25 protein-coding genes, 1 tRNA gene and 1 other RNA gene are annotated in these 26,160 nt (G+C 36.0%); 12 read left to right on the top strand and 15 right to left on the bottom strand.

The features are described 5' to 3' along the window. Positions 1 to 168: 168 nt before the first annotated feature. Positions 169 to 2,163, bottom strand: a complete 1,995-nt coding sequence (gene tkt, locus M992_RS05650) for a transketolase (RefSeq protein WP_053907696.1) — start codon at positions 2,161 to 2,163, stop codon at positions 169 to 171. Between the two features lie 1,044 nt (positions 2,164 to 3,207). Here tkt and M992_RS05640 point away from each other — a divergent pair. The 5 genes from M992_RS05640 to M992_RS05620 all read left to right on the top strand — a co-directional run bounded on the left by M992_RS05640 (position 3,208) and on the right by M992_RS05620 (position 6,173). Next, positions 3,208 to 3,441 (top strand): helix-turn-helix domain-containing protein, encoded by a 234-nt coding sequence (locus M992_RS05640; RefSeq protein ID WP_134473625.1) that lies wholly within the window; start codon positions 3,208 to 3,210, stop codon positions 3,439 to 3,441. A gap of 66 nt (positions 3,442 to 3,507) precedes the next feature. Beyond that, positions 3,508 to 4,200 carry a PAS and helix-turn-helix domain-containing protein gene (locus tag M992_RS05635; RefSeq protein WP_053907693.1) on the top strand — a complete coding sequence of 231 codons (693 nt, stop codon included), beginning with the start codon at positions 3,508 to 3,510 and terminating at the stop codon, positions 4,198 to 4,200. A gap of 4 nt (positions 4,201 to 4,204) precedes the next feature. Then, positions 4,205 to 4,882, top strand: a complete 678-nt coding sequence (locus tag M992_RS05630; protein ID WP_053907692.1) for a PAS domain-containing protein — start codon at positions 4,205 to 4,207, stop codon at positions 4,880 to 4,882. A 130-nt stretch (positions 4,883 to 5,012) separates the two neighbouring features. Then, complete coding sequence (locus tag M992_RS05625; RefSeq protein WP_053907691.1) at positions 5,013 to 5,690, top strand: response regulator transcription factor; 678 nt, start codon at positions 5,013 to 5,015, stop codon at positions 5,688 to 5,690. 216 nt (positions 5,691 to 5,906) lie between these two features. Beyond that, entirely contained in the window at positions 5,907 to 6,173 is a 267-nt protein-coding gene (locus M992_RS05620; protein WP_053907690.1) for a helix-turn-helix domain-containing protein, read from the top strand. A gap of 60 nt (positions 6,174 to 6,233) precedes the next feature. On the opposite strand, the gene M992_RS05615 is transcribed toward M992_RS05620, so the two are convergent. Continuing rightward, positions 6,234 to 6,310, bottom strand: a tRNA-Asp gene (locus M992_RS05615). 117 nt (positions 6,311 to 6,427) lie between these two features. Continuing rightward, the gene (gene dnaQ / locus M992_RS05610) at positions 6,428 to 7,189 is read right to left on the bottom strand and encodes a DNA polymerase III subunit epsilon (RefSeq protein ID WP_053907689.1); all 762 of its coding nucleotides are present in this window, start codon (positions 7,187 to 7,189) and stop codon (positions 6,428 to 6,430) included. Positions 7,190 to 7,245: 56 nt separating this feature from the next. On the opposite strand from dnaQ, the gene rnhA reads away from it, so the two are divergent. Then, positions 7,246 to 7,713: a ribonuclease HI gene (gene rnhA / locus M992_RS05605; RefSeq protein ID WP_053907688.1), complete on the top strand. Its 468-nt coding sequence runs from the start codon at positions 7,246 to 7,248 to the stop codon at positions 7,711 to 7,713. Between the two features lie 2 nt (positions 7,714 to 7,715). On the opposite strand, the gene M992_RS05600 is transcribed toward rnhA, so the two are convergent. Further along, positions 7,716 to 8,432: a class I SAM-dependent methyltransferase gene (locus M992_RS05600; protein ID WP_053907687.1), complete on the bottom strand. Its 717-nt coding sequence runs from the start codon at positions 8,430 to 8,432 to the stop codon at positions 7,716 to 7,718. A gap of 34 nt (positions 8,433 to 8,466) precedes the next feature. On the opposite strand from M992_RS05600, the gene gloB reads away from it, so the two are divergent. The 4 genes from gloB to M992_RS05580 all read left to right on the top strand — a co-directional run bounded on the left by gloB (position 8,467) and on the right by M992_RS05580 (position 11,863). Then, positions 8,467 to 9,222, top strand: a complete 756-nt coding sequence (gloB, locus tag M992_RS05595; RefSeq protein ID WP_053907686.1) for a hydroxyacylglutathione hydrolase — start codon at positions 8,467 to 8,469, stop codon at positions 9,220 to 9,222. Between the two features lie 71 nt (positions 9,223 to 9,293). Next, complete coding sequence (mltD, locus tag M992_RS05590) at positions 9,294 to 10,649, top strand: murein transglycosylase D (protein ID WP_053907685.1); 1,356 nt, start codon at positions 9,294 to 9,296, stop codon at positions 10,647 to 10,649. A 574-nt stretch (positions 10,650 to 11,223) separates the two neighbouring features. Next, the gene (gene tomB, locus M992_RS05585; protein ID WP_053907684.1) at positions 11,224 to 11,592 is read left to right on the top strand and encodes an Hha toxicity modulator TomB; all 369 of its coding nucleotides are present in this window, start codon (positions 11,224 to 11,226) and stop codon (positions 11,590 to 11,592) included. Positions 11,593 to 11,659: 67 nt separating this feature from the next. Further along, on the top strand, positions 11,660 to 11,863 hold the full coding sequence (locus M992_RS05580) for an HHA domain-containing protein (protein ID WP_047256413.1): 204 nt from the start codon (positions 11,660 to 11,662) through the stop codon (positions 11,861 to 11,863). A 477-nt stretch (positions 11,864 to 12,340) separates the two neighbouring features. On the opposite strand, the gene ffs is transcribed toward M992_RS05580, so the two are convergent. Next, an RNA gene (gene ffs, locus M992_RS14655) (signal recognition particle sRNA small type) lies at positions 12,341 to 12,437 on the bottom strand. 174 nt (positions 12,438 to 12,611) lie between these two features. Continuing rightward, positions 12,612 to 13,073, bottom strand: a complete 462-nt coding sequence (locus M992_RS05575) for a YbaY family lipoprotein (protein WP_053907683.1) — start codon at positions 13,071 to 13,073, stop codon at positions 12,612 to 12,614. Positions 13,074 to 13,468: 395 nt separating this feature from the next. On the opposite strand from M992_RS05575, the gene tesB reads away from it, so the two are divergent. Further along, entirely contained in the window at positions 13,469 to 14,332 is an 864-nt protein-coding gene (gene tesB / locus M992_RS05570; protein ID WP_053907682.1) for an acyl-CoA thioesterase II, read from the top strand. 970 nt (positions 14,333 to 15,302) lie between these two features. Here tesB and amtB read toward each other — a convergent pair. The 5 genes from amtB to M992_RS05545 all read right to left on the bottom strand — a co-directional run bounded on the left by amtB (position 15,303) and on the right by M992_RS05545 (position 21,268). Further along, the gene (gene amtB / locus M992_RS05565; protein ID WP_390892480.1) at positions 15,303 to 16,589 is read right to left on the bottom strand and encodes an ammonium transporter AmtB; all 1,287 of its coding nucleotides are present in this window, start codon (positions 16,587 to 16,589) and stop codon (positions 15,303 to 15,305) included. A 7-nt stretch (positions 16,590 to 16,596) separates the two neighbouring features. Continuing rightward, on the bottom strand, positions 16,597 to 16,935 hold the full coding sequence (gene glnK / locus M992_RS05560; protein ID WP_047256417.1) for a P-II family nitrogen regulator: 339 nt from the start codon (positions 16,933 to 16,935) through the stop codon (positions 16,597 to 16,599). A gap of 267 nt (positions 16,936 to 17,202) precedes the next feature. Next, positions 17,203 to 18,978 (bottom strand): SmdB family multidrug efflux ABC transporter permease/ATP-binding protein, encoded by a 1,776-nt coding sequence (locus M992_RS05555; RefSeq protein ID WP_047256418.1) that lies wholly within the window; start codon positions 18,976 to 18,978, stop codon positions 17,203 to 17,205. Continuing rightward, complete coding sequence (locus M992_RS05550; protein WP_053907680.1) at positions 18,978 to 20,720, bottom strand: SmdA family multidrug ABC transporter permease/ATP-binding protein; 1,743 nt, start codon at positions 20,718 to 20,720, stop codon at positions 18,978 to 18,980. Before M992_RS05550 ends, M992_RS05555 begins: the two co-directional genes overlap by 1 nt. A gap of 86 nt (positions 20,721 to 20,806) precedes the next feature. Beyond that, positions 20,807 to 21,268, bottom strand: a complete 462-nt coding sequence (locus M992_RS05545) for an Lrp/AsnC family transcriptional regulator (RefSeq protein ID WP_047256420.1) — start codon at positions 21,266 to 21,268, stop codon at positions 20,807 to 20,809. Positions 21,269 to 21,658: 390 nt separating this feature from the next. Here M992_RS05545 and queC point away from each other — a divergent pair, with 390 nt between their 5' ends. Continuing rightward, the gene (gene queC, locus M992_RS05540; protein WP_047256421.1) at positions 21,659 to 22,357 is read left to right on the top strand and encodes a 7-cyano-7-deazaguanine synthase QueC; all 699 of its coding nucleotides are present in this window, start codon (positions 21,659 to 21,661) and stop codon (positions 22,355 to 22,357) included. A gap of 96 nt (positions 22,358 to 22,453) precedes the next feature. Here the strand turns inward: queC and M992_RS05535 are convergent, their stop codons facing one another. The 4 genes from M992_RS05535 to hupB all read right to left on the bottom strand — a co-directional run bounded on the left by M992_RS05535 (position 22,454) and on the right by hupB (position 25,963). Beyond that, positions 22,454 to 22,861, bottom strand: coding sequence for an acyl-CoA thioesterase (locus M992_RS05535; protein WP_053907679.1), 408 nt, complete (start codon positions 22,859 to 22,861; stop codon positions 22,454 to 22,456). A gap of 171 nt (positions 22,862 to 23,032) precedes the next feature. Then, positions 23,033 to 23,437, bottom strand: a complete 405-nt coding sequence (locus tag M992_RS05530) for a ComEA family DNA-binding protein (protein WP_053907678.1) — start codon at positions 23,435 to 23,437, stop codon at positions 23,033 to 23,035. A gap of 202 nt (positions 23,438 to 23,639) precedes the next feature. After that, positions 23,640 to 25,511: a peptidylprolyl isomerase gene (gene ppiD / locus M992_RS05525; protein ID WP_053907677.1), complete on the bottom strand. Its 1,872-nt coding sequence runs from the start codon at positions 25,509 to 25,511 to the stop codon at positions 23,640 to 23,642. 176 nt (positions 25,512 to 25,687) lie between these two features. After that, positions 25,688 to 25,963, bottom strand: a complete 276-nt coding sequence (gene hupB, locus M992_RS05520) for a nucleoid-associated protein HU-beta (RefSeq protein WP_047256425.1) — start codon at positions 25,961 to 25,963, stop codon at positions 25,688 to 25,690. Between the last annotated feature and the right edge of the window lie 197 nt (positions 25,964 to 26,160).

The raw sequence follows: 26,160 nt of genomic DNA, 5'->3' as shown, positions 1-26,160 counted from the left end.
AAGACAAAATAATGATAAACATCATCGATGGCAATTATTGAAAGACGCAGAAAGAAGAAAAGTAACAATAATATATATAATAGTATAAGAATGAGATAATAATAGTATGAGAATAAAAAAGCCCCCGTTCAAACTGACACGGAGGCTTTTTTCAGTAAAAAACAGAGGTTATTTCAGCAGAGATTTCGCTTGAGTAACCACGTTTTCAACAGAGAAACCGAATTCTTTAAACAACAATTCAGCAGGAGCAGATTCACCGAAGCTGTGCATTCCGATGATAGCACCGTTCAAACCGGTATATTTAAACCAGTAATCAGCAATGCCTGCTTCGATAGCAACACGTGCAGAGACTGCAGAAGGCAGAACAGACTCACGGTATGCTGCATCTTGTTTATCAAATGCATCGGTAGATGGCATAGAAACAACACGCACTTTACGTCCTTCTGCACTCAGTTGTTCACTGGCTTTAACCGCCAGCTCAACTTCAGAACCGGTCGCAATGAAAATGAGTTCTGGCTGACCTTCACAATCTTTCAATACATAAGCACCTTTCTCAATATCAGCCAATTGCTGGGTAGTACGAGGCTGCTGAGCTAAGTTCTGACGAGAGAAAATTAATGCGCTAGGACCATCTTTACGTTCAACGGCATATTTCCAAGCCACTGCCGACTCAACTTGGTCACAAGGACGCCAGGTGCTCATATTTGGTGTCACGCGCAGGCTAGCCAATTGCTCAACCGGTTGGTGAGTTGGACCATCTTCACCCAGACCGATAGAATCGTGAGTATAAACAAAAATACTACGAATTTTCATTAATGCAGCCATACGCACAGCATTACGTGCATATTCAACAAACATTAAGAACGTTGCACCGTAAGGAACAAAACCGCCATGCAGAGCAATACCATTCATGATCGCAGACATACCAAATTCACGCACACCATAATGAATATAGTTACCCGCGATATCTTCATTCAATGGCTTAGAACCTGACCACATAGTCAAGTTACTTGGCGCTAAATCGGCAGAGCCACCAAGAAATTCTGGTAAAATTTTACCAAAAGCTTCTAAGGTGTTTTGAGATGCTTTACGGCTAGCGATATTGGCTGGATTAGCTTGTAAGTTGTCGATAAATTTCTGAGCTTCTTTCTCAAAATCAGCCGGCAGTTCACCTGCCATACGACGTGTAAATTCACTGGCTAACTCAGGGAATTCTTTTGCATAGGCGGCAAATTTCGTTTCCCATGCGGCTTGTTTAGCTTTTCCTGCTTCACGCGCATCCCACTCTGTATAAATTTCTTGTGGGATTTCAAATGGTGCATACGGCCAGTCTAACGCTTTGCGCGTTGCCGCAATTTCATCATCACCTAAAGGCGCACCATGAACGGCCTCAGTACCTGCTTTATGAGGTGAACCAAAACCGATAACGGTTTTACACATAATCAATGTTGGTTTATCAGTAACGCCGTGCGCTTCAGTAATTGCCGCTTTAATTTGATCAGCATCATGCCCATCAATATCACGAATAACATGCCAGTTATACGCTTCAAAACGCGCTGCGGTATCGTCAGTAAACCAACCCTGAACATGACCATCAATGGAAATACCATTGTCATCATAAAATGCGGTCAATTTGCCCAGCTTTAAGGTACCCGCTAAAGAGCAAACTTCATGAGAGATACCTTCCATCATACAACCGTCGCCCATGAAGGCGTAAGTGTGATGATTAACGATATCATGGCCCGGACGGTTAAATTGGGCAGCTAGGGTACGCTCAGCAATAGCGAAGCCAATAGCATTAGCAATACCTTGACCTAATGGGCCAGTAGTTGTCTCAACGCCTGGAGTATAACCATATTCTGGATGGCCGGGAGTTTTAGAATGTAATTGGCGGAAGTTTTTCAATTCTTCGATAGAAAGATCATAACCTGTCAGATGCAACAAGCTATAAATCAGCATAGAGCCATGACCATTAGATAAAACAAAGCGATCGCGATTGGCCCAATGTGGATCGGCTGGATTATGATTCATATAATCACGCCACAATACTTCTGCAATATCTGCCATGCCCATAGGCGCGCCAGGATGCCCTGATTTTGCTTTTTGTACCGCGTCCATACTGAGAAAACGGATAGCATTAGCAAGGGTTTTACGACTAGTCATTATTATACTCCAGGTCGGATAAAAGCGTACTTAAACCAATTTATTACAGCGTAGTTCAGCATATAGTCAGCGCATAGTTTTGCGTATAGTTTTGCGTATAGTTTACCATATAGCTCAGCGGTTACTGCAAGGCAGTTGCTGTCGGTTAAAAACTCATGCTATGAAACTAACGCAAATCGTCGCAGACAGCAATTATTTGCTTCTCAGCTAACACTATATTATACAGATAAAGTATCACCTCAAATAAAAATGCCTTATTGCGCAACACGCTAATTTCATCGGCTGTTTTGCGCAAACCATCGGGATATTAGACCTGAGATTAATACCTATAATCAAGGTAATTTGCTGATAAAGCGTAGAAAGTCACAATAATCTTAATTTTGTGCAAAATACCAACATTTTAATAGAAAATGAGCCTTTTTAGATAATCTAATCATCGATTCAACCTAGCACATGGCATGATTATTTACCTGAAGCAATAAAAAACTTTATCTTAATTACAGCCAACTCAATTGATCTTATCAGGAATACAATTATCTTAATTAGTCAACGGACGAAAAATAATTTAAATGGAGATTCACTTATGACTAAAAATATTAATTTATCAGTAATTAGCCAACAATTAATTAATACATGGAATAATAATCAAGAACCGTACTCAGTAAAAGATATTAATTCTAAATACTTATATTTAAATAATGCATTTCGTAAACTAATTAATTTACCCGACCACATTGATATTATTGGACTAACCGATGCTGATATCAGTTCAGTGAGCTATTTTTACATCAAGACTATATAAAATTAGAAAAAAAAGTACATAAAGAGTTAAGGCGTGTATCATCCGTTGAATCACATATATTCCACTCAAATAATCCAAGAGAAATTTATATCTGTGATAGAACACCATTATTTGATAATGAGCATAAATTATTTGCAGTAAGCTTTCATTTCTCTCTTTATAGTAATTTTTCTTCTAATTACTATATTGATAACCAACTTCCTAGCATGATAAATATTCAAGCCCCTGATCCTGAAATAAATATGACATCTGAAGAAATAGCAACTCTAACATTATTTTCTCATTTAATGACTCCTGAAGAAATAGCCACTCTTTTAGACTTAGACAATGAAGATGTATCTCAATATTTAACAAATATATGTTTTAAATTAAAAGCCTCATCGCTTGATGAATTATCCGAGTATTGCCAAAAACATCAATTTAATAGCAATGTTCCTGATAAACTTATGCCGCAAGGCACACATGAATTAACCTAACCATAATTAATTCAACCATTAAACACACACCATCTTTATGTCTATAATTTATTATCGGGAACAACTATGAATAATTTCAATATTAATAATCTGCCAGCAGATATGATCAATACTTTTGAAATGAGTGAAGATGCTTGGGGAATTAAAGATAAAAATTCAAATTTTGCTTATGTTAATACTAAACTAAAAAACTTACATAGCTTATCTAATGAATTCGATTATGAGGGTTTGTCTGATGGAGATATACCGTGGAATGGCTCTACATATTATAAAGAACATATATTACATGACCAAACAACAATAAAAAAGAATATTAATGTAACATCATTAGAAACTCATCATTTTTCTAAAGAAAATAATCTATCGTCATACCTATGTGAAAAAATGCCTTTCTATGATGAAAATGGTATCTGCCAAGGGCTTATCTTTCATGCCCGCCAAGCTCACTCATATTGTCTCAATCGTCTGTTTCGTGGCAAACTTCCCGGTTCATTAATGTTTACTCCGCCGGTAGAAACGATATCTTCTCGAGAATGGGATGTTATTTTCTTATTTATTCATCGCTATACCAGTAAACAAATCGGTAATATTTTAAATATCTCCTACCGCACGGTCGAAAACCATTTCGCCGCTATTTATCAAAAAATTGGTATTCATAAAGCTTCTCAATTTTTAGAATATTGCTACGAGCACGATTTTGATTTGTACGTCCCAGAACATTTTGTTAAATCCGGTAGTCGCTTATTATTTAAGGAATAATATTATGAATAATCTGCCAGCAGATATAATCAATACTTTTGAAATGAGCCAAGATGCTTGGGCGATTAAAGATAAAAATTCCTGCTTTATTTATGGCAATAATGCCGTTAACAGCTTACTTTCTCTTGATAAAAAATTTACTTTAAAAGGCCATTATGATAATGAAATTCCATGGGATGGGGCTGAATACTACCAAGAATTTATGCTCCATGATAAAATAGTCATGAGCAGAAATAAAACCATTATATCTTTAGAAACCCATAAATTCTCTTATGAAAATTATTTATCCTCCTACTTAACTGAAAAAATTCCATTTTTTGATAAAAATCAAGAATGCCAAGGCATTATCTTTCATGCTCGTAAAGCTAACTCGTATTGTCTGTATCATTTATTTCGCGGAAAAATCCCAAGTTCATTAATATTTACTCCACCAGTTGAAAGCATCTCCTCAATAGAATGGGATATTATTTTCTTATTTATTCATCACTATACCCGTAAACAAATAAGTCGAATTTTGAAAATTTCCTACCGTACTATCGAAAATAATTTCGTAGGAATTTATCGAAAAATAGGTGTTCATAAAGCTGCTCAATTTTTAGAATATTGTTATGAACATCATTTTGATTTATACGTTCCAGAGCATTTTGTTAAATCTAGTAGTTGCTTACTGTTTAAAGAGTAAACATAATATGATTTCATTTTATTTTTTAAGTAATTCGAAAAATACAAATGGTATATAAATAAAATCAAAGTATCTTCAAATAAATCTTCAAATTAAAAATAATAGATCACTCTAAAAAATAGTATATATAATGCATGTGAAAAATAAAGACTTATTATCAGCAGAAATAATAAATACATTAGATAATAATACAGATCCTTGGTATATAAAAGATACCAAATTAAAATATATTTATGCAAACAGTCCATATAAAGAGCTAATTGAGAATGATAATTTACTTGGATATACAGAAAATGAAATAACATCATTATTTAGAAAATACAGTTATCTAATTGAACAACATGAAATTAATGTAATGAAAAATTTACATAGAATATCATCTATAGGAAATTTTAAATGTAAAATAAATAATAAAAACAAATTATTATATTTTGATAAAATGCCAATGATTAATGCAAACAATTTTTGTATTGGGATTTTATCTCATGTTAGAGAAACTATTTATTTTAATGCATTGGATTATTTAAATAACACTAGTTTCTTATCTATTTATACTAACAATCCAAATAAATTATTAACATCAAGAGAATGGAAAATTTTATTTCTTTTTTGTCGTGGAATTTCTAATAAATCAATTTCAAATGAAATCGGTATTTCACAAAAAACACTGGAAAATAATTTATGCCTAATTTATGAAAAACTAACAGTAAGTTCACCAATAGAACTCAGAATTTTATGTAAGAAGTATCACTATGATCTTTATATTCCTAAAGCATATTTAAATAGCCTCAGTTATCTTATTATCTAACACTAAGTATTTAACCCTCTTCTTTATAAAAAAATATCATCTATGATACAACACTGAACGACTAAAAGTTGGAGTTAAAAATTAGTTATCAAAATAACAATTATAACTGTATTTTATAACTTAGTTTATTTAAATTCTAATATTTTAGTAGTTACTCGATATATCAATCACGATATATTAATAATATATAAATGAATTTATTATGGAGATGATTATATGAATATACTGGATAAATATGATTGGCATCCCGCAGATATTATTGCAGCAATAAAAAAACAGGGTACGTGTCTATCACAAGTATCACGGAGGGCAGGCCTTGCTTCTTCAACATTATCAAATGCTTTACAACGTCCATGGCCAAAAGGGGAAGCAATTATCGCACATCAACTCGGGATATCACCCATGGATATTTGGCCTTCACGCTATATAAATAATAAAGCCAATATTTTTTGGCTAGAACTAAAACTAACTAATGTACGCTGATCATCACAAATACAAACAGCAAAAAGCCCTGAGTATAAATACTCAGGGCTTCAAATTTGTTGGCGGAACGGACGGGACTCGAACCCGCGACCCCCTGCGTGACAGGCAGGTATTCTAACCAACTGAACTACCGCTCCACTCTTTGTCCTTGCTTCAGAACAAGGCGAATATTACGGATACTAGACACTCCCGTCAATCATTTTTCTTTCAAAATGATTCGTTTGAGCAGTTTTTAGCCTTAATTCTATTTAATACTAGTGAACGATCTGATTTTCATCTTTTTCTAGTCGCCATAAGCAAGATTTTCCAGACTTTTTATCAACGAGATCAAGACGAGACTCATGTTCTATCAATTCAGTCGCGTTGGCATAAATAACTTTTAGCCCCGAGACAGGTCGTTCTACCCGCTGAATCTCCTGAATCGAATTTTCATTTGATGATTCCATTTCCAATGAAAATGCTAAAGAGGTCTGCCCGCCAGTCATGGCTAAGTAAACATCAGATAATATTTCAGCATCTAGTAACGCCCCGTGTAACTGGCGTTTGGAGTTATCAATCATGTATCGATCACATAATGCATCTAAGTTATTGCGTTTCCCCGGGAATAACGTTCTTGCTAACGCCAGACTATCGGTTATCTGACAAAACTCAGCAGTTGGGGGGATCCCTCGATTAAGCTTTCTAAATTCATAATCCATAAATCCAATATCAAACGACGCATTATGGATAACTAATTCTGCCCCGCGAATAAATTCGATAAATTCATCAGCTATGTCAGCAAATACAGGTTTATCCATTAAGAATTCATCACTAATTCCATGGATACCAAAAGCTTCAGGATCAACTAAGCGATCTGGTTTGATATAGATGTGAAAATTTCGCCCTGTTAATCGACGATTAATCACTTCTACCGCACCGATCTCTATAATATTATGGCCTTCATAATGAACACCAAGTTTGTTCATACCGGTTGTTTCGGTATCAAGTACAATTTGTCGTTTTATCGCCGTGCTCATAATAGTTTTTTATGTCAGACTAAGGTTTTTAATAATATAAGGTAAGTCTACCAGAAATGATTAAACAGGTAGAGATTTTCACTGATGGTTCATGCTTAGGTAATCCAGGTCCCGGTGGCTATGGAGTTCTTCTTAGGTATCAAGGTCATACTAAGGAACTAAGCCAAGGATTTTTCTTAACAACCAATAATCGAATGGAACTTCTAGCTGCAATTGTAGCATTAGAGTCCTTAAAGAGACCGTGTAATATTATTTTAACCACAGATAGCCAGTATGTACGCCAGGGGATCACTCAATGGATCCATAACTGGAAACGTAAGCAATGGCGCAAAGCGGATAAATCGCCTGTGATTAATGTTGATCTGTGGAAGCGACTTGATGAAGCCATTATTCGACATAAAATTGATTGGCGCTGGGTTAAAGGTCATGCTGGGCATGCAGAAAATGAAAAATGTGATGAACTCGCTCGTCAAGCTGCTAATTCACCAACCGAAGAAGATAGCGGATATAAACCAGCAAATTAAATTTAATTACGTTTTTTCATTGATTTAGTAACTCCAAGTGCATTACCTATTTTCATATTTGACCGGCTGAACTTCAAACATGTTGGGGTCAGTGGGCAGGTTCGTTTACGTGCGACGAGAATGCTCAATGTCCCAATTCCCCTAATATGATGATTAAGCCAAGACTTCGGATGGTGCCAAGGGAGTAATTGACAATGAGTTAAATAGAAAATTTCATAATTTAGGACACTCAACCAATCATAAATACGCCAAGAGGGAAACATTCGACTATTAAAAGGCGGCTGCTTTCTTAATATAGGGATACATTTAGCCATCCCTATTAAGCTAAAAGGGTTAAATTCAGAAATTATTAACCAACCATCATCAACCAAAACTCGATCTGCTCCGCGTAATAACCAATGAGGATCCTCGCTGTATGAAAGCATATTTACCATTAAACAAGCATCGATCGACTTGTTGTCAAAAGGTAACGCATAAGGATCACCGATCACATTAAAACGTGGATCATTATTCCCCATACTAAACTGATGGGCTATCATACACTCCTCAGTATGAATTTCAGTGCTCAAATGCCCTAGCTTAAGTAAATGAAAACCATAAATTTTTGCTAACCAAGGCTGTAATTGATATTCCAGAGCTAGGCGATATTGTTCACCAAAATAGATATCTGACCAGCTTACTGGCATCTTAATTTTTTTCTTTATGCGCGCTGACTTCATGAATTTCCCCTTTCATCGACTTACAGAGGTAATAATGGAGCTTATACGGATACCTGCCCTGAATGATAATTATATTTGGCTACTCGCAGATGCTGATCATCAGTGTATCATTGTTGATCCTTCGGAGTCAGAACCAGTTATCAAAATTATTAACCAAAAAAAACTCACCCCTGTGGCTATTCTATTAACTCATCATCATAACGACCATGTGGGTGGCGTTCCTCAATTATTAACTCATTATGCAAAATTACCCGTTTTTGGTCCGGCCGAAACAGCTAAAAAAGGAACAGACCACCTAGTTACAGATGGTGATTCAATTAATATTGGTTCGTTCTATTTTAATGTTATTGCCCTGCCTGGCCATACTTTGGGTCACATTGGCTTTTATCAAGCGCCTTATCTATTTTGTGGAGATACATTATTTTCTGCCGGCTGTGGTCGGATTTTTGAAGGGACGCCTGAACAGATGTTTCAATCTCTGGAGAGAATTTCAGCTTTACCTGATGACACATTGATATGTTGTGCCCATGAATATACAGAATCAAATCTTAAATTTGCACATCATATTTGGCCTGAAAATGAAGCTATAACTAATTATTTACATCTAATTCATACTAAACGACAAAAATTAGAACCAACAGTACCTAGCACGTTGAAAACAGAAAGAAAAATTAACTTATTCTTACAATGTAATAATAGCGATTTACAGAAGAAGTTAGCAATCAAGATCGATAAACCTTCACTAAGAGCAACATTTACCTTACTTCGTCAATTAAAAGATCAGTTTTAAACTTTGATCATTGTGTTATCTAGCTTAGGACAGTATTATTGTTCAACTTTTAGATATGAAGAATAACAACGATGAAGACAAAAGCGATACTATTCGCCATTGTTCTGCTTGCTGGTTGCCAATCACCGTCGAAACACAACAAGCAGAACGTGTCTTCAGCAAGTCACGCGATAGAAACTGTTGCTTCCCATAATCAGGCGGCAAGTAGACAAACTCCATTGTTAGAAAATGATCTCTGGGGCTATATCAGTGATGAACTGAAGATGAATGTGCCAAAAAATGAGCGTATCCAAGAACAAGCGAATAATTTCTTATCAAAAAAAGATCAACTTCAAACCATGACTGTTCGGGCTGAGCCTTATATGTACTGGATTGTTGATGAAATCAATGATCGCAATTTACCTATGGAGCTGGCACTGGTTCCCATTATTGAAAGCTCATTTAATCCAAATGCAACTTCATCAGCCCAAGCCGCGGGATTATGGCAAATCGTGCCTATTACTGCACGCTCATATGGCTTAAAACAAAATCAATGGGTTGATGATCGAAGAAATTTAGCTGCCTCTACTTCGGCGGCATTTGATCTGCTTGAAAACTTAAATGTCATGTTTGGCCATGATTGGGAGTTAACTTTAGCCGCATATAATTGTGGTGAAGGTTGTGTACTAAATGCTATAAAGAAAAATGAGGCACAAGGGTTACCTACTGATTTTTGGTCTTTATCACTCCCCAAAGAAACTATGTTGTACGTGCCTAAAATTTTGGCATTAAGTAAAATATTGCGTGATAAAGATAATTATCAAATACGATTACCGCGCTCAAATAAGAATAAAGCATTAACTCAAGTAGATGTCGGCCAACAAATTACACTTTCACAAGCTGCTGAACTCGCAGGATTAACGATAGAATCGCTTAAAACATATAACTCGGGATATAAAAAAGGGATCACATCTCCTGACGGCCCTCATTATATTATGCTACCGGCAAATAAAGCTGAGCGGTTTAAACTCGCATTAACAGATCAATCTGTTTTAGCCAATATTCGTTCTGCAGTAAATAAGAATAATCAACGTACTCAGCAAATACAACAACAAGCGATAACTCGCTATAAAGTCCAATCTGGAGATACACTTTCAAGTATCGCTAAACGTTATAATACTCACCCGAAAAAAATCCAACAAATTAATGGCTTAAAAACAGCCAGTAATATAAAGGTTGGTCAAATATTAAAAATTACAGACAAGCAGCGATTAGAAAATTATACTAAATCAAAATCACCTTCTTCTATCTATAAAGTTAAAAGAGGAGATTCTTATTATAGTATTGCTAAACGCCACGGAATCAAACTAAAAGATCTAATGAATTGGAACTCTGGTGTGAAAATGGCTGATTTAAAGCCAGGCGTGACTCTTTCACTCTATCTGTAATTTAATCAGAGCCAGCTTAAATTTAGTAAAGCTGGCTTTTTTCTTAATAGTCTAAAATTATTTTATTATTTTAATTTTTAGTACGTTAACAATATTGCATTACTGTTTCACTGAAATTTATTAGTTATATAAAAAAAGCATTTTTTATTCATTATTTCTTTCACTCTATTTTTTCTACTTTTTTCATAAAGAGATTTTAAAAACATCGGTAAAATAATAAAAATAACTATATCTTAAAAATTTTTTAGCTTAAAATTGTATTATTTTGAAGCAACTCTATCAATGGTGACAAAAAAACCTTCATACGGGTGGTGACTTATGCAAGAATAATGCTATATTAATGCGTATTGAACACTAGTGATACCAATCAATTCTATATCCAAAATGACACTATCAAAATTCATCAAAATAATTAGGTATACTATTACAATAGCTTTCTAAGTACTTTGTAAGTGATTTTTTGATATAGTATTTTTTGGGTTAATTCAGAAAATTTATTATGATTAATAATACAATTTATTAATCATAATAAAACTGGTAAGTGTTTTTTCTAATCCACTGACCGGAGGTGACTATGGATGAATATTCACCCAGATATTACGATACTGCTGAATTAAAGTATTTATGTGATAGTCTTAACAATGATGCGATATTATCGTTACATAAGACTAAAACGCATTGGATTAATGATTTGAGTTCACAGCAAAGTGCGAATCTGAATGAGTTAATAGAGCATGCGGCTGCATTTTTTTGGAAATTTAAGATAAAGTATCCTAGTGAACGCTTAGTCATCTCTCTAGTTGATGAATATCTTGATGAAACTTATAATTTATTTGGTAGTCCATTAATCACATTAAATGAATTTTCAGATTGGCAAAAAATGAACACTCACTTAATTGATGAATTAAATAATGATTTAAAGTGTTCAGTAGCCAAACTGTGATGCATTTACTCCCTCCACGATCAAAGAAATTTAAAAGTTTTAAATTATGAATGAAAGACAGGAAAATATGACTAAAACAGACTATCTGATGCGTTTAAGAAAATGCACGACTATTGAAACATTAGAGCGTGTTATTGAAAAAAATAAATATGAGCTATCTGATGATGAACTCGAACTATTTTTTTCCGCTGCAGACCACCGTCTAGCAGAACTAACAATGAATAAACTGTACGACAAAATTCCAGCATCTGTCTGGAAATATGTTCGATAAGCAGCAGTACCTAATATCAGATAGCATTTGTTTTAGCCGATAAGTTAATTTTTCTATCGGCTAGATGCTTTGATATAATTTATTAAAATAATTTATATCAATTAAAGCTACAGTTAGATTGAACTGATAAAAATAATTATTAGCCTATGAGATTGTTCATATCGCTAGCGCTCGCCATAAAAAACCCCTTATATGAGTAATTCCTATTAAACAATAATTATAAGTTATTACCATAATACGATTTATTCTATTTTTAATAAAAAATGACTATATTTAAAATCAAAACAATATAAAAATACCAATTTTCATCAAATATCTATCTTTTTTATATTAAAAATATCATTAAAATCAGCTCATTAAGAATGATCCAATAAGATATTGATATTTGAACTATGAGATACAACGTCAAATGATACCGATAGCAACTAGAGAAAGAGTATAAAGAAATATAACGATGAGATTTAGATTGGGTGGGAACCCTGCCAGCGACATCCCGGCACACACATCCCCTGCCATGGCTGCTTCCTTCCGGACCTGACCAAGTTAACAAGTTAGCATTGCGGGAGAACCAACAGGGTTCCCATTGAGTGCTTCTAATAAAGCGAGGGCATTATGCGTGATATAAAAAATAATAGCAACAATCGAGCTACCAATCGCTTATTTATTATACAATGATGTTCTAATTAATAGCGAATATCATTAATTTAACTTAATAAACACCCATTGTATATTCATAACCATTTATCGCTCAGCTACCGTTATCAACCGCTGTCAGCACTATCTCAACATTATTATCCACGCCATTATTTACTACTTCATAGAGGGAATCGGTCACATACCATAATTTTCCTTCTACTGAAATCGTAGCACTCACAATAACTTTTGCATCTGGTCTAACTTCGCTTTTTTTATACTTAATCTCAAAGGGAAACGGCGATTGATGCCCCTTTGTATTATAGGATTTTTGAGAAAGGATAACAGAAGGAACGCCAAACAAAGAGGCATCCGATAAAGTTACAGTAATAATGGCATTTTTAGGCAACGCAATGCGTTGTAATACCATGATAGATCCATTTACAGTACTAATATCCGTAGTATTCTTACTAGCATCGTCTTTCGGTGCAAAGAACTCTATATTTTTTCCGTTACCTTCACACGAAGATAATACGAAAATAGATGCTAAGGCGATGATTACATTACAAACCTTCATATCGCGTTTCCGATGACAAATTTTGTTAAATTTAAACTATCTTGGTTATATAAATACACACTTTTTTACTTAATTTAATTAATTATACACAAATTTATAGTTAGCATAGCTAGATAATCATCAATTAAAATTAGTTTTTGCTAAAAATGACCTTCTATAATCTGATAAAAATAAGAATTAAAGCCAGTAAAATAATAAAAAACAAACTCAATAACCACACATAACATAGTGATTATAAACATAATAACAGGTATCGTTAACGAGTTAATAATAGCTATTCCTATACTAAACATGCCTTTCAATTAAACGTAATAAAAATTAAATCTCCTACCTCTTTAATTCTTTTAGTGGGAGAATATTTACATTGAGTTATGATGATTAGGTGAAAGTTGATTATGAGTCCAGCATTAAAAAATCTGATTGAATTAATGGAACTCGAAAAAATTGAGGAAGGTTTGTTTCGAGGACAAAGTGAAGATCTTGGTTTACCACAAGTATTTGGCGGTCAAGTTGTTGGGCAAGCAATGTATGCGGCAGAACAAACTGTACCAAGTGAACGAATGATTAATTCATTTCATAGCTATTTTCTTCGCCCTGGAGATAGCCGCCGACCAATTGTCTATGATGTTGAAATTCTAAGAGATGGCGGTAGTTTTAGTGCGCGTCGTGTTAGTGCGATCCAGCACGGTAAACCTATTTTTTACATGACCGCTTCATTTCAAACCCAAGAAGATGGATATCAGCATCAAAATTTAATGCCTGATATTCCTGGACCTGATAACTTAATTTCTCAAGATAAAATTATTGAAAAAATAGCGGCTAATCTTCCTGAGGCAATAAGAAAATACGCATTACGTCCGAATCCCTTTGAATTTAGACCGATTGAATTTTACAGCCCATTTGACAATAAACCACAAGAACCAAATCGTTATATTTGGTTTAAATCGCAAGGAGAATTACCAGATATTCCTTCTTTGCATCATTATTTATTAGGCTATGTTTCTGACTATAACTTTTTACCAACCGCACTTCAGCCACATGGTCGCGGATTTATGGAAAGAAACTTACAAGTAGCAACAATAGATCACTCTATGTGGTTTCATCGTCCATTTAAGCTCGATGAATGGCTATTATATGCCATTGAAAGCCCTTCAGCCTCCGGTGGTCGTGGGTTTGTAAAAGGACAAATTTATGACCAAAGAGGAAACCTGATAGCAACTGCGGTGCAAGAAGGTTTGATGCGGATACGTAATAATTAATCATTCACGATCAACCAGATAACTGATTGTAAATAGATAATATATTATAAATAATGACAGTATTATACTGTAATGCTTGCCAGTTAAATATCTAATGACGCCGCAATATATATCATTGCGGCTTTTTATTTACTGCTCTGAAGTCATGTCTTTGTCGTTGAGCCGGCATTCCATGTTTTTCTATATTTGATATTTACCAATGAGACAATATATCAAATGTATAAAATTTTTATCGGATATTGTCTGAGAGTGGCTGAGGACAATCAGAGTAACAGTGTTTATTTGCTATCTGCCCGAACGCTGTATCATTTTCGGGGGATAGGATATACACCAAAGCGATCCATCTATGGCCACCAAAATTAATTCGCACCCGTTCAACAAAGGTAATGTTTCTAACCAGAGCTACCTTATTTTTTTCAAATACTTTGCGAATAATATCTTCATCCAGCCGCTGTCGAACCTGAATAACCATACTTTGTATAACATAGTGCTATTTTCTAGGTAAAAGCAATATAAAGATGTGAGACAAGCTGAGCTATAAAAAGTGACCTGAAAATCGACATTCCAGTAACATCTCAAACCATCATTTACATCGGAAGTCGATATTTATGTAGAGTAATAATATCAGTATTGATCAAATATACTTTGATGAGTTCAGTAGAAAGGAGAACAGGAAAAGTGGAAGCCTCCTTAATAAAAATAATAAATTATATCAACAACTTAATCAAATAATAAAAAAATCCGTAATCTTAGGAAGACTACGGATATTTACAGAACTGGAGTATCGTTCTATTTTATTCTTAACCCATCGATATCAGAGCATTATTCTGCCATTCAACTTTTATTTTATAACTGTCTCAAAAAAGATTAATTTCTGAAATTTGCTCATTCGTTACAGCTCGTTATTAATAATAGTCGTAGTAAGTAATCACTTACAATTAATAGCTTAAAGCTCTAATATATTAGCTAATTAATTATATGCACTTTCGCCATGTGATGTGACATCTAAACCTTCACGCTCTTGTTCAATACTGACTCTTAAACCCACGGTCATATCGGCAAACTTAAAGGCGCATGCAGCAACAATAGCTGTCCAAACGATACATATTACAATACTTAATGCCTGCACTCCTGCTTGCTTAGCCATGGTCATGCCTTCTGCATAACCGGTTCCACCAAACACCGATGCGGTTAAAATACCGGTTAGTAAGCAGCCTATAATTCCACAGACACCGTGTACACCAAAGACATCACAGACATCATCTGCTTTCAGCCAACGTTTTAATACCACAACTCCCCATAAACCAGCAGCACCGCAGAGTAATCCAATAATTAATGCGCCGCCAATACCGACTGTTCCTGCAGCAGGTGTAATCCCAACTAATCCAGCAAGGCACCCTGATGATGCACCTAATAATGAAGGCTGACCGCGGAATAACCATTCAGAGAGTGCCCATGACAATATCGCCCCCGATGTTGCAACAACTGTATTAATAAATGCTAAGGCTGCGACCTCATCTGCGGCACCAGCAGATCCGGCATTGAAACCAAACCAACCGATAAATAATATAGCCGCACCAATAAATACCATTGGTAAGTTATGCGGTTTAATCGCTTCTTTGCCCAAACCAGCACGCTTGCCTAAAAAGTAAGCCCCCACTAACCCTGCAACTGCAGCATTAATATGAACGACCGTTCCTCCCGCAAAATCTAACGCACCATCTTGAGATAGCCAACCTCCCCCCCAAACCATATGAGCCATCGGTAAATAAGCAAATGTCGTCCAAATCAGACTAAAAATAAGTACTGCAGAGAACTTAATACGTTCACTTAATGCGCCGGCGACTAATGCAACGGTCAGGCTAGCAAATGCGCCCTGAAAAACAACATGAATAAATTGAGGAATAGAGCCTGTCATACTGCTTAAAGTAATATTTTTCAGCATCACTTGATCAAAACCACCAAAGAAATCATTACCTTCACTGAAAGCGATACTGTAGCCATATACAATCCAAATAACAGAAACTAAAGCAAAAATAACTACCACTTGAGCCATCAAGGATAATACGTTTTTCGCTCTTAGTAAGCCGCCATAAAATAGTGCTATCCCGGGTAAGATCATAAATAAGACTAATGCAGTGCAAATCATCATAAAAGCATTATCTGCTTTATCTAATGTCGCCGGCTCAGATACAGCCATGAACGGTAAGCAAGTAAGTACTAACATTAAACTTCTATAAAATAACTTGTTCATCATTCATCTCCTAAATAGCATCATCAGCTTTTTCACCTGTACGGATCCGCACCACTTGCTCTAAATCTAATACAAAAATTTTACCGTCACCTACCTTGCCAGTTTTAGCGGCCTGTTCAATTGCCTCAATTACTGGCTCGAATTGCTCCTCTGTGACAGCTATTTCCATTTTTACTTTGGGCAAGAAATCGACGGTATACTCGGCACCACGGTAAAGTTCTGAATGACCTTTTTGACGACCGAAACCACGAATCTCTGAAATAGTTAATCCTTGAATACCGATATCAGATAACGCTTCGCGGACATCCTCTAATTTGAAAGGTTTAATAATTGCAATAATGTATTTCATATTATTCTCCGCTCGCGTGTGAATATAATATCTTATCTATCTCAATTTATTGGTCGATGATTATAAAAATTAGCGCTTTGGATAATTAGTAATAAACATCTTTCCCCTGCTTTTAATTGCCTAAATAAATAACTACAATTTATATAAAGCAATCTATATGCCAATATTAAAATTATTTGATTATCAATTAGATAGCAAAAAAAATGGCGACAGTTATACTGTCGCCATTGAATTTGCATTATTTTCGTGCGTTATGATATTAAGACATTAAATTAATAAAGGATCATCAGTCGATACATTTAACGATTCACCCACTTGTTGAAGTTGATACATTTGGTGATAGCGGCCTTTTCGTTGCAATAATTGCTGATGAGTTCCTTGCTCAACTATTGCACCACGATGAAGCACAACAATTTGAGAGGCTTCAACAATCGTTGATAATCGATGAGCAATAACAACTAACGTCGTCTTTTTGCGAATTAAATATAATGCTTTCTGAATTGCTTGCTCAGTTCCAGAGTCAATATTGGCCGTCGCTTCATCTAATATCAATATTTTAGGGGTTTGAACTAATACTCTAGCCATCGCTAATAATTGCTTTTGCCCTGCAGATAAAGTATTTCCTTGCTCACCTAACACTGAATCTAATCCATCAGGCAAAGAACTTACATGTTCGGCTAATTGCACCATCTCCAATACTTGCCAGACCCTTTCTTCAGAAATATCACGACCTAAAGCAATATTATCAAAAAATGAGACAGCCAAAACCACTGGATCTTGCTGAACCATAGCAATGCCATTACGCAAAACTTGATGGGATAAGGTATGCAGTGGACGGTTATCAAAATAAATATCACCTTGTTGCCAAGGGTAATAACCCATCAATAAATTAGCGATAGTGCTTTTACCACTTCCCGTATGCCCAACTAGTGCTAAAAAACCATGGGCTGGGACATGCAAATTAATATTTTGCAGCACAGGGCGATCTTTTTTATAACTGAAAGATAAATTTTTGATATCGATTTTACCACTGTTTAATGGTGCAATTTCTTGTCCATATGCTTGTTGTGGGCTATCCATCAATTCAAAAACTCTTTCACCGGACACAACCGCTTGTTGTAGCATAGATTGCTGAGAGGTTAATTCTATTAGTGGTTGATTTAAACGCCCTAAATAATTGATAAACGCGTATAAAACACCAACACCTACCGTTTCTGTTCCTTCAAAACCAAATAATAATAAGAGGCCACATAAAATAGCGGCAGAAAATAGACTTAATAATGGACGCAGCAAAATACCATCTAATTTAAGAGCCTGCATTCGTGCATTATAGTGATCTCGGCTGGCTGAAAACATTTTTTCGCCAAATCTAGCCTGCTGACGAAACTGTTGTATAACAGTCATTCCATTAATAATTTCGTTAAATCCATTATTAATATCCGCTAAATAAGATCTTACTCGTCTGACAATCGGCGTACTCAAACGTTGATAAATAACCATCACCACAAATACCGCCGGAAAAATTAATATCGCGATCGATGCCATTCGCCAGTCAAGTGAATACATCGCAATCAACATGGCACAAACTAGAGCCAAACTACGAAATACTGTAGGAACTACAGTGATAAATAAATCTTTAATCACTTCGGTATCATTAGTTACCCTTGAAATTAATTGACCTACGGGCTGATTATCAAAAGCACTCAGAGGCTGACGAATAGCTGCACTCATCGTATCTGTCCGGAGTTGCTGAACAACACCAACAGATGCGCGATTAAATAGAATAGTTTGATAATAATGAAGCACAGCTGCGGTAATTTGCAGCACAATAAAAGCAATGGCGAGTAATACCGTCATTGATAACTCAACCGTCTTGGTCGCGACCATATTATCAATAAAATAACTTACTAATAATGGGCCACTAACCTCAGCCAATGCCGCAACCCACAACATAATAATTGCAATAACCATCGGCTTTCGGTGAGCTTTCCCGTAAGAAAGTAACCGCTTAAGCGCTGGCCATAAAGGACGTTTTTGACTCATTAGTAATCATCCAATTCGGCTTCAATCTGCTGGTAATGATACATATCTTTATACCAACCCATTGATGATATTAACTGTGCATGGGTGCCTTGTGCAGCGATCGCCCCTTGAGATAATACCAAGATATTATCTGCTTCAGTTAATGCGGATAAACGATGAGCACTAATAATTAAGGTACGATCAGTACGCCATTGAGCCAGATTTTGTAAAATTTGATATTCAGTCTGGCCATCTACGGCCGATAATGCATCATCTAAAACCAATATCTCAGCATCTAATAATAAGGCGCGAGCAATAGAAATTCTCTGTTTTTGCCCACCTGATAACATGACCCCACGCTCACCAACTTCTGTATGATAACCTTCTGGTAGGCGCATAATATCATCATGCACATTGGCTAAACGTGCCGCAGTAATAATTTCATCTTCCGTTGCTTCGGGTTTTCCTAAGGCGATATTCTCAGCAATGCTGGCCGAAAACAAAAACGGATTTTGATTAACTACGGCCAAACGAGCTCGCCAGTTATCCAGCTTAATTTCTCGTAGATCAATTGATTGGAACAATATAGACCCTTCGCTTAAATCAAACTGACGTTGTAACAAAGCAATTAATGTTGATTTTCCAGATCCCGTAGGACCACAAATTCCCAATAATTCCCCCGGCGATAAAGTAAATTGAATATTATGTAATGACGCTCTTTGTGCTTCAGGATAAATGAAACGAGCAATATCAACGTGCAATTGGCCTCTCATTGGCTTCAATAGTTCTTGCCCTTCATTTACACTAGGTGTTTCATCGAGTAAAGAACGTATGCGACTATAAGCTGCGCTCCCTCTCTCAACGATATTAAACATCCATGCAAGTGCTAGCATTGGCCAAATCATTAAACCTAAATACATGATAAAACTTGTTAATTCACCTAGCGTAAGCGTGTCATGTAATACCATCCAACTTCCACCGCCTATCGCCAATAAATTAGCCATACCAATGGCAATAAAAATAGTAGGATCAAATCGGGCATCAATTTCAGCCACGTGCATATTGCGGCGCCCGGTCTCTGTTGCGACCTGTTCAAATTGATTAGATTGATTATCTTCCAAACCAAATGCTTTGATCATCCGAATACTAGTTAAGCTTTCTTGCGCCTGATTATTCAATAATGAGAAGGCCCCTTGCGCATGTTTAAATCGGTAATGTAATTGATCACCATAGCGTTTTATCACTAATGCCATAATTGGCATGGGAACCAAAGCTAAAAGAGTCAATTGCCAACTAATATCTATGCTCATCATAATTAACACCGCGCAGCCCATAACTAATGAATCCACCAGCGTTAAAACACCTTCACCCGCCGCAAAAACGACACGATCAACATCATTGGTTGTACGCGCAATAAGATCGCCCGTACGATGACGTAAATAAAAAACCTGATCTTGCTGACTAAGTTGCTGATAAATTTTTTGCCTTAATTGTATCGCTAGCTTATAGGAAGCACCAAATAACCAAAGACGCCAAATATAACGTAAACCATAAACGAGTAATGCAATTCCTAGCATTACTGCAACCCATACCACTAATTGCTGACGACTCATGGTCCCGCGACTGATACCATCGATAACCAGTCCCACAAGGCGTGGGGGTATTATTTGTAATATTGCTATAAGTACCAAAAAGCAAACAGCGCCGGTATAACGCCGCCACTCACTGAAAAAATACCAGCGTAGCTGAGAAAATAATCGCACGTTTTATTGCCTTGAATGGTTAGTAAAAAATACCAAAGAATAAGATAAGTCGATATTTAATATCGCAGTATCTATAAATTTATCAACTAGTCTGGAATTGGCAATGCCGTAGTATACTTTATTCGTTCCATAGCAAAACTGGAGGTGACATCAATCAATCCTTGCACGCCATTGACTAACTTTTTATAAAATAAATCGTATGATTTCATATCTCTGACTTCAACTTGCATCAAATAGTCGTATTCACCGGCCATCCGATAGAATGCCATCACTTCTGGCATTTGATTAACAAAAGTTACGAATTGTTCATACCATTCACTGTTATGGTGCTGTGTTCTGATCATTACAATGACAGTTAATCCTAAACCTAGCTTTTCACTGTCTAATAAGGTCACTCGACCTAAAATATACCCTTCATCTTCAAGACGTTTTAATCTTTTCCAGCAAGGCGTTGAGGTTAAATTAACCGCTTCGGCTAACGTATTCAACGAAACACTGCTATCAACTTGTAAGAGACTAAGAAGTTTTTTATCTATTTTATCTAACATCTGATTAATCCACTTGAAGACTCATTTTGCTCCCCTGATAGTATCAAGCGTATTAGATTAAACACTGCCAGGAAATTATTTTTTATATTTTATAATAAACTCAGAAAAATTTTATCTAGATTGAGCGATATAGACATTATATGATTCATTTTCAACAATAATACAGAAAATCAACTGGCATTACTCTCAGTAGGTAAGTATCCAGCCGAATTATTCGGCTAGTATATATCGCTTAAAATACTCTTCATTAATAAACAAAACTCAGTAAGCAAAGAGCTATCAATCAGCTTACAATGACGTATAGCAAATTGATGTAATATATTAGCAGATAACTGGCTAGGGCTTGAAAATAGCCAATAGCCGATAAATATTTATCGGGAGATATAAGTAATGAAACGTGCAGTTGTAGTGTTCAGTGGTGGTCAAGATTCAACAACTTGCCTAATTCAAGCACTTAAAAATTATGATGATGTCCATTGTGTCACTTTTGACTATGGACAACGCCACCGTGCGGAAATTCAAGTTGCCCAACGACTGAGCAAAAATCTTGGTGCTTCAGCACATAAAACGCTGGATGTGACTTTACTCAATGAACTCGCGATTAGTAGTTTAACTCGGGATAATATTCCGGTACCCGATTTCTCTGAAAGTGAAAAGAGTGCGATCCCTAGTACTTTTGTTCCTGGCCGCAATATTTTATTTCTTACTCTCGCGGCTATTTATGCATACCAAGTTCAAGCAGAAGCCGTTATCACTGGGGTCTGTGAAACAGACTTTTCCGGTTATCCTGATTGCAGGAATGATTTTGTTAAAGCATTAAATACAGCAGTTTCTGCGGGCCTTGCTCGTGATATTCGTTTCGAAACACCATTAATGTGGCTCGATAAAGCGGAAACTTGGGCACTAGCTGACTACTATGAACATTTAGAAACAATCCGCCAAGACACATTAACTTGCTATAACGGTATTCAAGGTGATGGCTGTGGCGAATGTGCTGCTTGCCACCTTAGGGCAAATGGTTTAGAGCGTTATCAAGATAATAAATCAGCAATTATGCAGTCAATGAAACAAAAAGTAGGTTTAGCATAATCCTTATCAACTAAACTGAAATAGACTGAGCTAAACGAGTGTCATCTTTATACTATGTAAGGTAAAGATGACGACTCAATACAATTAAAATTTACGCTAATTTTCATCATTCAGATCGAGTATCTGCCTCAATTTATCCGTAATCGGTAACGCCTTATTAGTTATTAAATCAATAAAAACAAAAGTAATTGCCGCATCAGAAACTAATTCTTTGGTTTGATTTCTCTCGCGAGTTATCTGCTGATAGCATATCGCACTTTTTTGGCCTATTTTCTGTATTGAAGAACTGATCGTTAATTGATCTCCTAATATAGCCCCAATGCGATAATTAACATTAATATTAACTGCCACCATAGCTATTTTATTTTGCATCATCCATTCTTTAAGCTGGTTTTTATCTAGCCATGCCCAGCGCTCCATTTCATAAAATTCAAGATAGCGAGCATTATTTACATGACCAAAAACATCAATATGATAACCAATAACTTTAATTTGTGATGCCATATCCACCTCTAGTTATTATAAATTTAGTTATAACATAACAAATATTAAATTAATTTTTCGATAGTTTTACCAACTTACGAAGTGCATCACAATAATAAAACATAAATAACAAAAATAATTAATAAAGATAAAATAACCACCAAAACAATTAGTTATGGTGGCTAAAGCTATTTATAACTTGAGTTTATCTCTGTTATTTTCGATGAATAAAGGTCCTATCCCATTAACTTCTTGTAAGTTTTCAATAGATTTAAAATCACCAAATTTTTCTCGGTAATCAATAATGGCTTGTGCCTTACGAATACCAATACCACTTAGCTTTAAGGCTAACTCATCAGCATCCGCTTTATTAATATTAACCAGATCACTGGATGTAGCAGAAACTGCCGCTGACCCTTTGGTTAATGTATCGCTTTCACTCTTATCTGGTTTATTTTTCGAAATTAATTTACTCACTAACTCTGAGCTGGTATCTGCTTTTGCTTTATCCGCCAGCACTAATGTGGGTACCACTGACAGCAATGATGTAATAAATATCAAAGCTGTTCCTAGTTTTCGTTGTTTATTCCATAACATGATTTATTTCTCCTTTGAGCGAGCTTTCATCATGCCTGAATAAATCATCCAAGCTGCTAGTTATTGATAGAAACAAGAAAGGCTACCCAAAGGTAGCCTTTCTGTTACAGCAAAATAATCTTATTTTGCGAGCCTGTACATATTTTTGCGAGAATTATTATTCCACTTTCTGCTCTTTATGTTAGGCGTTAGCTTCAAGCTGTTATTCTAAATTCAAAACTTCAACTTTTGCATTATCACGCAAATTAATCATCAATGTTTCCTGCATCGCTGCACTCATTAATGCTTTATATTGCTGAGCAAAACCTTGTAAATCTTGATCTTCAGGCTGACCGGCAATAACTTTATCTAACTGAATAATAACCACGTTACCTAAACTATCACGCGCGCTAGCAAACGTTGGTTTGCCTTCCTGTGGTTCAGGCATTGAAAATGCCGTATCTACAATCGGATTTTGCTGTTCAAGACGAGTCACGGTCTTAGATGCATCAAAATGTACGCCAGCTTCAGTTAATGCCGCTTCGCCTTTACCGTCTTTTAACGCCGCTAACAGCTTGGCACTCTCAGCTTGTAATGCAACTTCTGCTTTTTGACGCTTCACCAGATCGGTAATCTCTTGTTTAACGCTATCAAATGGTTGTACTGCTTCAGGTTTATATTCATCCACTCGAATAACAAATGCACGATCACCTTCGACATTAATAACGTCAGAGTTTAATCCGGTGGTGCCATTGGCATCAACTAAACGATCACTAAATATTTCAGCAATAACTTTATTGAAATTCAGTTCTTGTGGCGGATTATTACGATCAAACCAATCGGTGGTGACTTTTTTAATTCCTGCCGCTTCTTCTGCTGAAATCAATGATTCATTATCATTTGTCGCTGCATCACTGACTTTTTGTTGCAAGTCATAAAATTGTTTAATTTCAGAATCTTGACGTAAAGTCGTTTCAATTTGTGACTTCACTTGATCCAGCGGCTTAATCACTTCCGGTTTAATATCGTCTAAACGGAAAATAATATAGCCCGCCGTTGATTTAATCGGTGCAGAAAGTTGACCTTTCTCTGTCAGATTAGCATCAATAATTTCGCTCGGCGTAGATGTTGCTTCCATCCAACCAATTACACCTTTATTCGCGGCACTAAATTTATCAGTAGATTTTTCGCTAGCAAGCGTAGCAAAATCAGCACCTTGTTTTAACGCTGATTCAATTTCAGCGGCCTCTTCTGGAGTCGCAACTTGGATCATACTGTATTGTTGCTGTTGAGGCTGAGTAAAGTTCTTAAGATTCTGCTCATAGTAAGTTTTAATTTCTTCATCCGTAATTTTTACATCAGAAGACATATTCGCAGCATCTAATTTGATATAGCTAACTTTAACTTTTTCAGGAGAAAGGAAACTACTTTGATTGGAGTGATAATAATCCTGTAGTTCTTGTTCCGTAACTGTCTGTTTTTTCTGCATATCAATTAAAGACAAGGTTGCAGAACGAATATCGCGTTTCTGCATAATTAATTCAGCGTAGGCTTTAACTTCTGAAGGTAAAGCAAACTCGGTTCCGCTAAATGTATTTCCTAGCTGTTCTCTGACTAAATCCTGACCAATTTGTTGTGCCAAATTATCAGCATTTATATTGTATTGAGCGAGTACTGCGCGATATCTGTCACTATTGAATTGGCCATCAACTTGGAAGATAGGCATTTCAAAAATGCTCTGTTTAATCTGAGCATCGCTGGCAGAAAGACCAAGTTTGTTAGCATATTGATTGAATAAAGACACATTAATTAAGTTTTCAAGTGCCTGACGACGCAACTGATTCATCGTTTGTTCATTGCTAGCAACTTCAGAAAATCTATCGCCCAGACGTTCCTGCATCGTTTGTCTTTCTTGTTGAAAAGCCTGTTGCAGTTGTGCGCGAGAAATTGGCTGGCCATTAACTTCAGCTGCATCATTCGCAGATCCACTAATCAGATAACCACCGACGCCGGTTAATACAAACGACACCATGATTACACCCAGCACGATTTTAAGCACAGGACTGTTCGCCGCCGTGCGTAGATTGTCCATCATAAAAAGGCTTAACTCCGCTTTGTTGATTTCAATTAGCTAATGATACGCTATCTTAAACTTTAATAGAAAAAAAAGCGCATCATTTCCATGATGCACTCTATATTATCCTAACAGCGCTGATGAGTCAGTGTCAGTTTCTCTAAAATAAGCAGAAATAATAACCTGATACTGAATAATTATGAATTAACAGCGTCTTTTAAGGCTTTTCCTGGACGGAATTTAGGCACTTTGGTCGCTGCTATCTCAATTTTCGCACCTGTCTGTGGGTTACGACCAGTACGGGCAGCGCGATCACTCACTGCAAAAGTACCGAATCCAACTAATGCAACATCGTCACCTTGTTTTAAAGAGTCTGTAATTGATGCTACGAAAGTATCAACAACACGACCTGCTGCGGCTTTAGAAATATTTGCATCTGCTGCGATTTGATCAATTAATTGTGATTTATTCACGCTTATTATCCCCATAATTAGTTTGGCTATCACTTTAAGCTTTAAAATAGCCCTTAATGTGATGTTGTCGTTATATCAATACTGATAATTAATGGCAAGAGAACATATTCTCCACACATAATTATCAGAATCTTCGTTTAGATTAATTTCACAAAAAAAAGACTGACAAGCGTCAATTGCACTGTCAGTCTTTTATT

Origin of the sequence: Moellerella wisconsensis ATCC 35017, assembly GCF_001294465.1 — a bacterium.
Classification (GTDB): Bacteria; Pseudomonadota; Gammaproteobacteria; order Enterobacterales; family Enterobacteriaceae; genus Moellerella; species Moellerella wisconsensis.
The sequence above is the reverse complement of the archived record's forward strand: the minus strand, read 5'-3'. Positions and strand labels throughout refer to the sequence as shown.

Coding starts and splice junctions, on each gene's coding strand:
- glnK (WP_047256417.1), bottom strand. CDS start 16,935: ATGAAATACATTATTGCAATTATTAAACCTTTCAAATTAGAGGATGTC.
- M992_RS05620 (WP_053907690.1), top strand. CDS start 5,907: ATGAATATACTGGATAAATATGATTGGCATCCCGCAGATATTATTGCA.
- gloB (WP_053907686.1), top strand. CDS start 8,467: ATGGAGCTTATACGGATACCTGCCCTGAATGATAATTATATTTGGCTA.
- M992_RS05600 (WP_053907687.1), bottom strand. CDS start 8,432: ATGAAGTCAGCGCGCATAAAGAAAAAAATTAAGATGCCAGTAAGCTGG.
- M992_RS05575 (WP_053907683.1), bottom strand. CDS start 13,073: ATGAAGGTTTGTAATGTAATCATCGCCTTAGCATCTATTTTCGTATTA.
- M992_RS05625 (WP_053907691.1), top strand. CDS start 5,013: ATGCATGTGAAAAATAAAGACTTATTATCAGCAGAAATAATAAATACA.
- M992_RS05545 (WP_047256420.1), bottom strand. CDS start 21,268: ATGTTAGATAAAATAGATAAAAAACTTCTTAGTCTCTTACAAGTTGAT.
- M992_RS05635 (WP_053907693.1), top strand. CDS start 3,508: ATGAATAATTTCAATATTAATAATCTGCCAGCAGATATGATCAATACT.
- tesB (WP_053907682.1), top strand. CDS start 13,469: ATGAGTCCAGCATTAAAAAATCTGATTGAATTAATGGAACTCGAAAAA.
- M992_RS05580 (WP_047256413.1), top strand. CDS start 11,660: ATGACTAAAACAGACTATCTGATGCGTTTAAGAAAATGCACGACTATT.
- M992_RS05530 (WP_053907678.1), bottom strand. CDS start 23,437: ATGTTATGGAATAAACAACGAAAACTAGGAACAGCTTTGATATTTATT.
- tkt (WP_053907696.1), bottom strand. CDS start 2,163: ATGACTAGTCGTAAAACCCTTGCTAATGCTATCCGTTTTCTCAGTATG.
- ppiD (WP_053907677.1), bottom strand. CDS start 25,511: ATGATGGACAATCTACGCACGGCGGCGAACAGTCCTGTGCTTAAAATC.
- tomB (WP_053907684.1), top strand. CDS start 11,224: ATGGATGAATATTCACCCAGATATTACGATACTGCTGAATTAAAGTAT.
- M992_RS05640 (WP_134473625.1), top strand. CDS start 3,208: ATGACATCTGAAGAAATAGCAACTCTAACATTATTTTCTCATTTAATG.
- mltD (WP_053907685.1), top strand. CDS start 9,294: ATGAAGACAAAAGCGATACTATTCGCCATTGTTCTGCTTGCTGGTTGC.
- dnaQ (WP_053907689.1), bottom strand. CDS start 7,189: ATGAGCACGGCGATAAAACGACAAATTGTACTTGATACCGAAACAACC.
- rnhA (WP_053907688.1), top strand. CDS start 7,246: ATGATTAAACAGGTAGAGATTTTCACTGATGGTTCATGCTTAGGTAAT.
- M992_RS05630 (WP_053907692.1), top strand. CDS start 4,205: ATGAATAATCTGCCAGCAGATATAATCAATACTTTTGAAATGAGCCAA.
- amtB (WP_390892480.1), bottom strand. CDS start 16,589: ATGATGAACAAGTTATTTTATAGAAGTTTAATGTTAGTACTTACTTGC.
- M992_RS05535 (WP_053907679.1), bottom strand. CDS start 22,861: ATGGCATCACAAATTAAAGTTATTGGTTATCATATTGATGTTTTTGGT.
- queC (WP_047256421.1), top strand. CDS start 21,659: ATGAAACGTGCAGTTGTAGTGTTCAGTGGTGGTCAAGATTCAACAACT.
- M992_RS05555 (WP_047256418.1), bottom strand. CDS start 18,978: ATGAGTCAAAAACGTCCTTTATGGCCAGCGCTTAAGCGGTTACTTTCT.